Annotated in this window: 9 protein-coding genes; 7 read left to right on the plus strand and 2 right to left on the minus strand. The window is 42.1% G+C overall.

All coding sequences use genetic code 11. The features are described 5' to 3' along the window. The first annotated feature begins 101 nt into the window (after positions 1–101). The 3 genes from BEGALDRAFT_RS08355 to BEGALDRAFT_RS19665 all read left to right on the plus strand — a co-directional run bounded on the left by BEGALDRAFT_RS08355 (position 102) and on the right by BEGALDRAFT_RS19665 (position 4829). Positions 102–1946, plus strand: coding sequence for a hypothetical protein (locus tag BEGALDRAFT_RS08355; protein ID WP_002685634.1), 1845 nt, complete (start codon positions 102–104; stop codon positions 1944–1946). Positions 1947–2095: 149 nt separating this feature from the next. Beyond that, positions 2096–3163, plus strand: a complete 1068-nt coding sequence (locus BEGALDRAFT_RS08360; RefSeq protein ID WP_002685636.1) for an FAD:protein FMN transferase — start codon at positions 2096–2098, stop codon at positions 3161–3163. 130 nt (positions 3164–3293) lie between these two features. Beyond that, entirely contained in the window at positions 3294–4829 is a 1536-nt protein-coding gene (locus BEGALDRAFT_RS19665) for a DUF6513 domain-containing protein (protein ID WP_002685637.1), read from the plus strand. A gap of 95 nt (positions 4830–4924) precedes the next feature. Here BEGALDRAFT_RS19665 and BEGALDRAFT_RS08370 read toward each other — a convergent pair whose 3' ends face one another. Further along, positions 4925–5815, minus strand: coding sequence for a TAXI family TRAP transporter solute-binding subunit (locus tag BEGALDRAFT_RS08370; RefSeq protein ID WP_157237567.1), 891 nt, complete (start codon positions 5813–5815; stop codon positions 4925–4927). A 196-nt stretch (positions 5816–6011) separates the two neighbouring features. On the opposite strand from BEGALDRAFT_RS08370, the gene BEGALDRAFT_RS08375 reads away from it, so the two are divergent. From BEGALDRAFT_RS08375 to prpC, 3 genes are all read left to right on the plus strand, one after another. Next, on the plus strand, positions 6012–7964 hold the full coding sequence (locus BEGALDRAFT_RS08375) for a propionyl-CoA synthetase (protein WP_269719563.1): 1953 nt from the start codon (positions 6012–6014) through the stop codon (positions 7962–7964). 139 nt (positions 7965–8103) lie between these two features. Beyond that, on the plus strand, positions 8104–8991 hold the full coding sequence (gene prpB / locus BEGALDRAFT_RS08380; RefSeq protein WP_002685641.1) for a methylisocitrate lyase: 888 nt from the start codon (positions 8104–8106) through the stop codon (positions 8989–8991). 1 nt (position 8992) lies between these two features. Next, complete coding sequence (prpC, locus tag BEGALDRAFT_RS08385) at positions 8993–10126, plus strand: bifunctional 2-methylcitrate synthase/citrate synthase (protein ID WP_002685643.1); 1134 nt, start codon at positions 8993–8995, stop codon at positions 10124–10126. A 431-nt stretch (positions 10127–10557) separates the two neighbouring features. On the opposite strand, the gene BEGALDRAFT_RS08390 is transcribed toward prpC, so the two are convergent. After that, positions 10558–11106 carry a tellurite resistance TerB family protein gene (locus tag BEGALDRAFT_RS08390; protein WP_002685645.1) on the minus strand — a complete coding sequence of 183 codons (549 nt, stop codon included), beginning with the start codon at positions 11104–11106 and terminating at the stop codon, positions 10558–10560. Positions 11107–11409: 303 nt separating this feature from the next. Between BEGALDRAFT_RS08390 and BEGALDRAFT_RS08395 the strand changes: the two genes are divergently transcribed. Then, positions 11410–12363 (plus strand): ABC transporter ATP-binding protein, encoded by a 954-nt coding sequence (locus tag BEGALDRAFT_RS08395; RefSeq protein WP_002685646.1) that lies wholly within the window; start codon positions 11410–11412, stop codon positions 12361–12363. The last annotated feature ends 3 nt before the right edge of the window (positions 12364–12366 follow it).

Below are 12366 nucleotides of genomic sequence, written 5' to 3' on the forward strand. Positions count from 1 at the left end.
TCGGTGAATTTCATGTAAATAATCTATTTATTAAATAATATTTAGTCGCTAGAATGAAAAACACCGTAGTACTTCTTAACTTCACTTGGAGTTAGTCAATAATGAAAAAATACTTAGTTTTATTAAGTGCACTTTTCCTACTGTTTAACATTAATACCGTGTTTGCAAAAGCAGAAAAAGTCACTATCTGTTACAAAAAACATACCATGAGCATTGCTGAACCTGCACTACCCGCCCATTTAAAAAATGGTGCGACGGTTGGGGCATGTGAAGATAATGATGATGATATGGATGATGACGTTGGTAATCCAACGACAACAGGACCTGTTATTGTGGTCGTTGTGGATGCAAACGGTAATCCTAGCACCGTTGGTACTCAAATCACGATTAACTTCACTGTGCTAACCACAATAACAATCAGCAAAATTCCTGCCGCAGTGTTCGCTTTATTTAAAGCAGAACAAATTGCTTTAATCCCTGAAGATGCATTAGAAGGCTTAACCGTTGAACAATTTGTCTTTATTCGTCCTACTGCCTTTATTGGGTTTACCGAAAAACAGGTTGTTAAACTGGCGAAGAAACACTTTGAAGTCATCACCGCTTCTCAATTGGCAGGTTTTAGTATTAAAGCAATTGCGAAGATTTCAGGGGAAAAACTTGGAAAAATTAAACCTAAAGCCTGCATTGGCTTGAGTGTGGAACAAGTTGCTGCAATTGATGTGGACGCGGTAAAGGAATTAACTGCAACTCAATTGTCTTACATCACTTACACCGCAATCCGTGGCTTTAGCGTGCAACAATTCCAAAATCTGCAATTAGAAACATTAGCAGGATTAACAACGTCTAATGTTGCAGGGTTAAGTAAAGACATTTATGCAGATATGGGTGAAGACATTTTAACCCTGCTAGGTACAACCGTTGTTTCTTCTTTAGATTTAGAAGATTTAACCCTTGTAATCTTCAGTTTAGACTTTAAGAAGATTTCAATGACCACGATTTACCAATATTTGCCCACTACTTGGATTATTAATCCGCTCAACGGTAAGATTAAATTCCCGAAAGGTAAGTTAGCTTTACCTAAATTCAAACTGAAAAAAGGTGAATCGATTGTTGTTTCCTTACCTGAAGGTATTCCTGATTTAAACGTCGCTTTAACCTTAAATAAAGATGAAACAACGCCACAAGAAACCTTAGTAACCGTGATTAATCAAACCTTAGCCAGTTTGAATTTTGCAAACTTCACGGTTGCACAAGAAGACGGTTTAATAACCGTTAAAGGCACAGGTGACGCGAAAGATGTTGAATTATCTTTATTACCAGATGAGGATGGCGTAGAACAAGTTGATGATTCTGAACCTGCTGGTTTAACCATTGATGACGAAGGGAAATATGTCTTAACCACCCTAGAAGGCATCCGCTTTACCTTAATTCCTGCACCGCGTAAAACGGCTTATTTCAATAATATCGGTCTTAAAGTGCGTGTGAAGAAAAAAGGTGAAGTACGTTTAGAGATTCAGAAGTTAAATCGCGTTGTTTCCGCAGTCTTCTCACCCTTTATCATCAAAGCACCTGCTGGAACGCCTCAAGGGGTCAGCTTTAACGAAGATGGTACGATGTTAACCGTTGTCTTTGAAGATGGCATGATGCAAACAGCTTATCCGACAGTGATGGACAGAGATATTATGGTGTTAGCACGGAATTTATTAGCAGACGCTTTCCAATACGGCGAATATAAATTCTTAGCAAATGGCAAAATTCACTTTATTTATAGAGGGTTATTAATTGAGTCTAGCCCAACCTTTGATATTCAAGTTGGATACACCAGCACCCGTTTACGTCCTACCATTAATTTAGTAAAAGTCGCTGAAGAAGCTGATTTAGTGAGTGAAGATGGTGAGCGTCAACTGTTTAAACTGCGTGTTATTGGTAAACCCAGTGATTTATAATCCAGTCTAACAGTGACATAGTCATATAAAATAACCCCGCTAGATAAATACATTTAGCGGGGTTTTTTCTTGTGTATTACGGTATTAAAGACAACACAACGATTTAATGATAAAGGCGTATATAATTTGTAGTACCTTTTCGTATTCACATGATGTCATTTCAAACCATGAAGAAATCCGCTTTTTCTCTTATATTTACTTTATTATTAATGACTTTATTAGTTATTGCTTGCGGTCAACAAACCCCTCCCGTCACGACAATTACAGGTTCAACGATGGGAACTGGTTATACCATTGCACTTCCTCATTTACCTGAAAACTATACGCCTGAAAAACTAAAACAAGAAATCGATAATATTCTGATTATTGTCAATAATCGGATGTCAACTTATCAGAAAGATTCTGAATTAAGTAAAATTAATCAGAACTCAAGTACGGATTGGATTTCTATCTCGCCTGAATTATCGCTCGTCATGACTGAAGCACAACGCATCAGCCAATTAAGTCAAGGACAATATGATATTACCGTAGGTCCTTTGGTTAATTTATGGGGCTTTGGCCCGCGTGACCCTATGGCAGAAGACCGTATTCCCAGCGCAGAAGAAATTCAGAACATTCGTGAGTTTGTTGGCTACGAAAAACTGCATTTACAGACCACACCAGACCTTGCGCTGAAAAAAGACCATCCCAACATGTATATTGATTTATCTTCTATTGCGAAAGGCTATGGCGTTGACCAAGTTGCTAATTATTTAGAAAAGATAGGAATAACGAATTATTTAGTCGATATTGGCGGGGAATTACGATTAAAAGGGAAAAATTCCGCAGGACAATATTGGCGTATTGCCATTGAAAAACCCGTTGCGAATGAACGAGCTGTGCAACATGTGATTTATTTAAGTAATCATGGGCTTGCAACCTCAGGCGATTATCGAAATTATTTTGAAAAGGATGGCGTGCGTTATTCACACACCATAGACCCGCATACAGGTAAACCGATTACCCATAATTTAGTTTCTGTGACCGTTGTCGCAGATACCTCTATGACTGCAGACGGTTTAGCCACCATGTTTATGGTTATGGGCGCAGAAGCCAGTCTTGCTTTAGCAGAACGGGAAAAAATAGCCGTTTTCCTCGTGGTTAAAGAAAAAAATGGCGAGTTTGTCGAGAAAAGTAGCACTGAATTTGCGACTTATTTACAAGTGCCTAAACCGTAAGTGTTAGGACATTTGTCTTTTTAACACGGATTAAAAGACCTGTTAGGATTTAAAGACTTAGCAGGTCTTTATTTTTTAGTCAAAACAATAAAAAATACACGAAAGGATAGGATTTATTTCCACTGTAGCGATGGCAGAACATATTTTATTTTTAACAGGAAAGTTGGCAGAGGCGAATTTAAAGCGCGTGCTTGCGTCTATAGAGCCATTATCCTTTACCTATGAAGTTCATCAATTAGGGCTAACCGTTGCAGGATTAATGACGGCGGACATGATAAAACGTCGTTTAACCGATACGCGCCAAGCAACCCGTATTATTGTGCCGGGGCGTTGTCGTGGAGATTTAAATGCCTTAAGTGTGCATTTAGGTATTCCTGTTGAACGGGGGACGGATGATTTAAAAGATTTACCCGAGTTTTTTGGCAAAAAACACCATAAAGCTGATTTAAGTCAATATGATGTTTTAATTTTTGCCGAAATTGTCGATGCCTCACAACGTAGCATTGAGGCAGTGGTAAAACGGGCGCAGTATTATCACGCAATGGGCGCGAATGTGATTGATTTGGGCTGTTTGCCTGATACGCCTTTCCCGCATTTGGCGGATTGCATTACCGCATTGCATGAACAAGGCTTTAAAGTCAGTGTAGATTCTATGCAGGCAACAGAGCTGTTACAGGCGGGAAAAGCTGGCGCAGATTATTTACTCAGTTTGAAAGAAAGCACGTTATGGATTGTCGATGAAGTTGCATCGACACCTGTTTTAATCCCTGAACAGCCTGAAGATATGGACTCGCTGTATCGAGCAATTGCCCATTTACAGCAGAAACAACGCGCTTTTTTTGCCGACCCAATTTTAGACCCTATTCCCTTCGGTTTTACTGATTCCTTAGTGCGTTATCACAGTTTACGGCGGACACTGCCCGATGTGCCTATCATGATGGGAATAGGCAATATTACCGAGTTGACCGATGCCGATACAGCGGGCATGAATGCCTTATTAATGGGAATTATCAATGAGCTGAATATTAACGCTGTGCTTGCAACAGAGGTGAGTACACACGCCCGCCGTGCAATTCGTGAAGCGGATTTCGCCCGCCGTTTGATGTATTTTGCAAAAACGCATCAATCTCTACCGAAAGGCATACATCGTGGCTTAATGGGCTTACATGAAAAACGTCCGTTTCCTGATAGCGCGGACGAAATCAAAGAGTTGGCAAAAACTGTGCGCGACCCAAGTTTTCGTATTCAAACCAGCGAATCAGGGATTCATATTTATAACCGTGATGGGCATTATTTAGCACAAGACCCTTTTCAATTGTTTCCCCATTTAAATTTGGCGGAAGATGGTTCTCACGCTTTTTATATTGGCGTAGAAACCGCCCGCGCTCAAATTGCGTGGCAGTTGGGTAAACGTTATACCCAAGATCAAGAATTACAGTGGGGGGTTGCAGTTGAAATGCCTGAATCAAAAGTAACACCGCAGACAGATAATAAAAATGATGAGGCTTATATTTGCCTTGCTTGTGGTTTTGTTTATAAAGAAGCGATAGGCATACCAAATGCGGGCATTCCTGCGGGGACAGCTTGGGCAGATATGCCCAGCGATTGGGTTTGCCCTGTTTGTGGTGTGATGAAAACTGAATTTGAGAAAGTTATAAAATCGTAATTTTATCAATGAGAAAGCCACATATCAGGACTGCCAGTCCTTCAAGGACTGGCAGTCCTTTTCTTTATCTATCCTAAACAGTAAATTAATACCGCTTATTTATTCCCTGTTACTAAGCGTTTAATATGCGGAGTCGCATCAAAAACCGCTGTGACAAAGTCGTTATAAGCATCTGAATTGGCTTCTATCCAAGTTTTATCAGTCACGACCACCGCTTGCACCGCTAACGTTGTGACACTACTGCTAAAAAAGCCACTTTGTAGCTTATCGTAAGTGCCTGAAGGAATTTTCGTAAAATGATAAATCCGTTTGCCCAGTTGGTCGGTTTTATTGTCAAAATCGCCATCGTCGACTGGGACTAACTTCAGCTTATCCCCTTGTGCATTAAAGCTCTTCATCGTATCGGAGTTTAAACCACCGATATAGAGCAAACATTGTGCTTCTCTGCCTTCTACGAGTTGTGCTAAAGCGCGTCCTTCGCCTATCGGTAAAGTAGGCACTTTACTGTAATCCTCATCTAATAACCCAAATGACCGCCAAGTCAGCGCAGAGCCACTGCCTTTAACACCAACAAGCAAGGTGTATTTATCAGGATAATCTTCTAAATCACCCACGCCACTAACGCCAGATTCCCGATTGCAAATTAAATGCACATATTCATCATATAAAGTTGCTGTTTGTTCTAGCTTTAAAGCACTACGTACTTGCGTATCTTCTTCTGCAAAATAAGCATCGGCTTGTACAATTGCTGCTTGACAAGTTTTATCCTTTAATTTCTTAAGATTATCTGCTGACCCTTTAGTTTCTACCACATTCACGGTTAACACGCCTTTTGCCTGTGTTGCAATCATTTCCCCCACAGGAAAATAAGTACCTGTTTTACTTCCCGTACATAAGCTTAAGCTAGGTTCTACCGCGATTGCAGACGTACTGATCAATTCCGTTACGACCAACAAAGCAAGCGATTTATATAAAACACGCATCATAAACTCCTTTAATTTCAATAAGTAATTTAATACTGGCTTTTTTACAAAACTCTTTAAAAACATAGTTGTTTATCTTCAAACTTCAAGCATGATTAGGTGCGTCAAGCAATTCAGTGAATAACCATTATTAATTATTTCAATAGCTATTTATTTATAGATTGAGTCTGTCTATAATGCAGAAATTAAATATAACAACCTGTACACCAGACAAAACACCACCACAATAGAGGAGAGGGATATGAGTAAACTGGACTATAAGTCCCTGTATAACCAATCTATCCAAGACCCTGCAAGTTTCTGGGGAGACGCTGCAAAGTCGATACATTGGTACACCCAGCCTGTAAAAGTATTGGATGATACCTGTAAACCTTTTTATCGTTGGTTTTCAGGGGCAGAAATTAATACATGTTACAACGCTTTAGATCGTCATATTGATGCAGGACGGGGCGAACAATTAGCCCTTATTTATGACAGTCCAGTGACCGAAACGGTTAAAAAATACACCTATAACGAATTACGCGAACAAGTCGCAAAATTTGCCCGTGTATTGCATAGCAATGGAGTCGCAAAAGGCGACCGCGTCATTATCTACATGCCCATGATTCCTGAGGCCGTGATTGCAATGCTTGCTTGCGCACGGATTGGGGCAATTCATTCTGTTGTCTTTGGTGGTTTCGCGTCTAAAGAATTAGCGACACGGATTAACGATGCAAAACCCGTTATGATGATTTCCGCCTCTTGTGGTTTAGAAGGTAAAAAAGTTATACCTTATAAACCCTTGTTAGATGAAGCGATTCAATTATCTGACCACAAACCCGATAAATGTATTATTTTCCAACGTCCGCAAGTTCAAGCCAGTATGCAAGCAGGACGGGATTTAGATTGGGTGAGCTTAACCGAAAAAGCCCAACCGATTGATTGCGTTCCTGTGGCTGCAACAGACCCTTTATATATCCTTTATACCTCAGGCACAACAGGTATTCCTAAAGGCGTTGTACGTGACAATGGTGGTCATGCTGTTGCCCTTAATTGGTCAATGAAACACATTTACAACGTACAACCTGGGGATGTTTTCTGGGCTGCCTCTGATGTGGGTTGGGTTGTTGGACACTCTTATATCGTTTATGCCCCCCTAATTTATGGCTGCACAACCGTTGTTTATGAAGGCAAACCCGTCGGCACGCCCGACCCTGGTGCATTCTGGCGTGTAATTGCCGAACATAAAGTTAGCGTTCTCTTTACCGCACCAACGGCTTTCCGTGCGATTAAAAAAGAAGACCCGAACGCGGAATATTTAAAAAAATACGATATGTCCAACTTCCGCGCCCTATTCCTCGCGGGCGAACGTTGCGACCCCGACACCTTACAATGGGCGCAAGAAATTCTACAAAAACCCGTTGTTGACCACTGGTGGCAAACGGAAACAGGCTGGGCAATTGCGGCAAACTGCTTAGGCATTGAAGCCATGCCCATCAAACCGGGTTCACCCACCAAACCTGTACCAGGTCATGCCGTTTGTGTCCTAGACGAAAACGGACAAGAAATCAAAGGCGCGGGAATGGGGACAATTGTCATTCGCCTACCTATGCCACCGGGATGTTTACCCACCTTGTGGAATAACGACGAACGCTTTAAAAGCTCCTACTTAGATGCCCATCCTGGATATTACCTAACAGGCGATGCAGGCTATATCGACGAAGATGGCTACTTATACATCATGAGTCGGATTGACGACATCATCAACGTTGCAGGACATCGCCTCTCTACAGGCGCGATGGAAGAAGTCCTTGCCTCACATCCTGATGTTGCAGAATGCGCCGTGATTGGTGTCGCTGACCAACTCAAAGGCGAACTACCTTTAGGTATGGTCGTTTTAAAATCAGGGGTTTCCCGCTCAGACAAAGAAATTGTCGACGAATTAGTTCGCATGGTACGCGATAAAATTGGTCCTGTTGCTTCCTTTAAAGTGGCAACCGTAGTAAAACGCTTACCAAAAACCCGTTCAGGCAAAATTCTGCGTGGAACGATGAAAAAAATTGCTGATGGGCAAGAATACAAAATGCCCGCAACCATTGACGACCCCATGATTCTGGATGAAATTACCGAATCATTGGAAAAACTCGGTTATCACGCTCGAGTTGTCGTATAACGATTAACTTTTAATTTTATCGGTGTACCCTTTTGTACACCGATGAAAAAACTTATTTTTATAAATTTACCCTTGCAGTTGACGTAAACGCTAACTGTCATACACAACAACCCCTTACCTAACAAAGGAAAGTTTAGCAATGACGCAAGCCACCTCCGCAGGCGCACGCTTCCGCAATGCAGTCGACACCGAAAGACCACTACAAGTTGTCGGCACTATCAACGCTTACAGCGCAATGCTCGCAGAACGCGCTGGATTTAAAGCCATCTATTTATCTGGAGCAGGCGTTGCCAATGCGTCCTTTGGCTTACCAGACTTAGGCATTACCATGTTAAACGACGTGGTAGAAGATGCTCGCCGTATCACCGCCGCCACCGAAGTTCCCTTATTAGTTGACATCGACACAGGCTGGGGAGCGGCTTTTAACATCTCCCGCACCGTTAAAGAAATGATACGCGCAGGGGTTGCCGCTGTTCACATTGAAGACCAAGTTCAAGCCAAACGTTGCGGACACCGTCCCAACAAATCACTGGTTTCTACCGAAGAAATGGCAGACCGCGTTAAAGCAGCCGTTGACGCAAAAACCGATTCACAATTCGTCATCATGGCACGTACCGATGCCTACGCCAACGAAGGCAAACAAGCCGCCATTGACCGCGCATGTGCCTATGTAGAAGCAGGCGCAGACATGATTTTCGCCGAAGCCCTCTACACCCTAGAAGACTACAAAGGCTTTACCGAAGCCGTTAAAGTCCCTGTTTTAGCGAATATTACCGAATTTGGCAAAACCCCCTTATTCACCGTGGAAGAATTGGGCAACGTAGGCGCGAGACTCGTGTTATATCCCCTGTCCGCTTTCCGTGCCATGAGCAACGCCGCCATTCAAGTCTATGGCGCGATTCGCCAACAAGGAACACAAAAAGACGTTGTAAACCTGATGCAAACCCGCAACGAACTCTACGAAGTTCTCGGTTATCACGATTACGAACAAAAATTAGACGCACTATTTAGCAAAGAAGGAAAATAACATGTCAGAAGCCAAAGTTGTCGACAAAAATGCAGGCGGTTTACGCGGACAAGTCGCAGGACAAACCAGCATTTGCACCGTAGGTAAAGCAGGCTCAGGCTTAACCTATCGCGGCTATGAAATCGAAGAACTCGCCGAAAAAGCCACCTTCGAAGAAGTTGCCTACTTACTCCTTTACGGCAAACTGCCTACCCAAGCTGAATTAGACAACTACAAACAACGCTTACGCAGCCTCCGCGCCTTACCCAGTGCCTTAAAGAGCGCGTTAGAACTCATCCCCGCAAACGCCCATCCGATGGATGTCATGCGCACAGGTTGCTCTATTCTCGGCACATTAGAACCTGAAGAAACCTTCGAACAACAACACACCGTTGCCGACCGTTTACTAGCCACCTTCCCCGGTATCCTCTGCTACTGGTACCGCTTTGTCACCTACGGACAACGCATTGACGGCTACACCCCCGAAGAAAGCCTAGCGGGTCACTTCCTGCACATGCTCCACGACAAAGCCCCCAACGAAAAACACAAACGTTGCATGGATGCCTCATTAGTCCTGTACGCCGAGCACGAATTCAACGCATCCACCTTCACTGCCCGCGTTTGCTCCGCGACCCTTTCCGATTTCTACTCCTGCATCACAGGCGCAATCGGTTCATTACGCGGACCTTTACACGGTGGTGCGAATGAAGCTGCCATGGCATTAATTGAAAAATTCCACAATGCCGAAGAAGCGACAACAGGCTTAAAAGCCATGTTAGAACGCAAAGACAAAATCATGGGCTTTGGTCACGCCGTTTACTCCAAATACGACCCCCGCAACGCCACCATCAAAGCATGGTCTAAAACCTTATCCGAAGACGTTGGCGGACAAAACCTTTACGCTATCTCTGAAGCCGTTGAAAAAGTCATGTGGGACGAAAAGAAATTATTCCCCAACTTAGACTTTTACAGCGCGAGTGCCTACCACTTCATGGGCATTCCTACCCCCTTATTCACCCCCATATTCGTCATGTCCCGCATCACAGGCTGGGCAGCACATGTTATGGAACAACGTGGCAACAACAAATTAATCCGTCCTAGCGCGGAATACATCGGACCCGAAAGCCGTCCCTACGTCACGATAGACAAACGTTAATCTTATTTTCCCTCACCTCGCCTGACGCTCAAAAGGAATCGGGCAGCCATGAGGTGAGGGAAAAACCTTTTTATAGTAACCGTACCATAAAGTGATTTAAATTTAGGACTGGTAGTCCTCCGCATCGTTTTATAGTAACCTGAGTTTTGCAAGTTTTATAAAATAAAACCGAGACCTGCTAGGTTTTAAAAACCTAGCAGGTCTTTTTTTGTCTGAATCAGAATTAACAGAATTTTCAGAATTAGCAGAATTAAAAAGCATGATTAACCTTAATTTTTTGGTTTAAGGGGTTTAAATTCTGTTAATTCTGTTAATTCTGTTAATTCTGTTAATTCTGATTCAGACAAGCTGTTGTCTTTTTAAAAGAAAATCGCCAAACTCAGGTTAAATCTACCAATCGCTGAAGCTTAAGAAATTTAACCCGTTTTGTATTAAATATTACTTGCATCTGTTAATAACAACTGTTCACTTGGGATGGCATGAGCAGGGACTTTGCAGTCTTTACAAATTTTTTGGATATATTCAAGCTCATCTTTATCAAAAGAGCCATCGACACTGGCTAATTCTCGCATCACCCAAATAAAACCAATGGCTTCCTCTTGTGAAATAAACAAATCACTAAAAGATACTAACGCCCGTAAACGGTCTAGCATCGAGGAAAAAGTAGCAGGTAGTGGCTCATCTAAATCCAATGCTAACGCTACTTTAGTATCAGTAGATAATTCATTGTGTCCCAATATATAACGGTAAATAAAAATACGCTCAATGGGGGAAAAATCACCATCGCGATAGGCTAACGTTTTTAATATCGCAATTTTTCGGATAACTCGTTCTTGTGTTGCCGTATCTGCACCGCCTAAACGCTCTTCCAGTTTGTCTAATTTCCTGCCTTTCATAACGCCCATAATGGTTGCACCCAATGCCACACCACCCGCGCCAGAAATCACCGTTCCTATGCCCAAAAAGTCAAACATCCCCATGTTGATTAAACCCTCTTCATCTTTGTATTAAACAACTAGATTTTTAGAAAAATCATATTCTAATACAAAAAAAACAATAAAACAGTGTCTTAAAGCTAACTTAAGCAGATTAATAAAATTTAATAGCGAATCTAACAGCTTAAAAATAAAACCCTTCTTTTTCTCATCGAATTCTTATGACTACGGCAATCGCTTGAATTCAGATAGCCTATCCCTACTTAACGACACGTTTAATAATGATGTTATCGTTACTTAAGTTCCTGTCTTTCCCTTGATTTTAATAATTCATGAGATAGCTAAACAATGGAAACTACTGTAGAAATAAAACAATTAACGAAACAATTCGGCACGTTTACCGCCGTCGATAATATTTCGTTTCAAGTCCAACGTGGGGAGGTGCTCGGATTTTTAGGCCCTAATGGCGCGGGTAAATCCACCACCATGAAAATGATTACAGGGTTTTTAACGCCAACGGCTGGCACAGTATTAGTCGCTGGCGATGATATTTTAAAAAAACCGTTAGCGGTAAAACGTCGTATTGGCTATTTACCTGAAGGTGCGCCTGCCTATCCTGACATGACCCCTTTAGATTTTTTGGATTTCATCGCCGATATTCGCGGTTTTAAAGGCGTGGAAAAACGCCAACGTATCGATGAAACCATTGCACGGGTAAATTTAGAAGGCGTATTGCAACAACCGATTGAAACACTGTCAAAAGGCTTTAAACGCCGTGTGGGGTTAGCTCAAGCGATTTTACATGACCCTGAAGTCTTGATTTTAGACGAACCCACCGATGGATTAGACCCTAATCAAAAGCATGAAGTTCGTAGCTTAATCAAAACGATGGCGCAGGAAAAAGTCATTATTCTTTCTACCCACATTTTGGAAGAAGTCGATGCCGTGTGTAGTCGTGCCGTTATCATTGCGCGGGGTAAAATTCTGGCGGATGGTGTGCCTGAAGCCTTAGAGGCAAAATCACGTTATCACAATGCAGTAACGCTAACTTTACAGAAAAATCAATTATCTACTCAAAGTGTACGAGAGTCTTTACTCAGTATCGCCAGTATAGAAACCTTAGAACCTTTGGTTGAAACAGATGCGCTACTCAGTTACCAACTCTTTCCTAAAACGAATCAATCTATTATTACCGCAGTGAGCCAAAAAGCACACGAACAGCAATGGATTGTAGAAGAAATACATGCGGAAAGAGGGCGATTAAATGACGTTTTCCGTCAAATTACTACAGCAACCCATTAATTA

Source organism: Beggiatoa alba B18LD (assembly GCF_000245015.1).
GTDB lineage: Bacteria > Pseudomonadota > Gammaproteobacteria > Beggiatoales > Beggiatoaceae > Beggiatoa > Beggiatoa alba.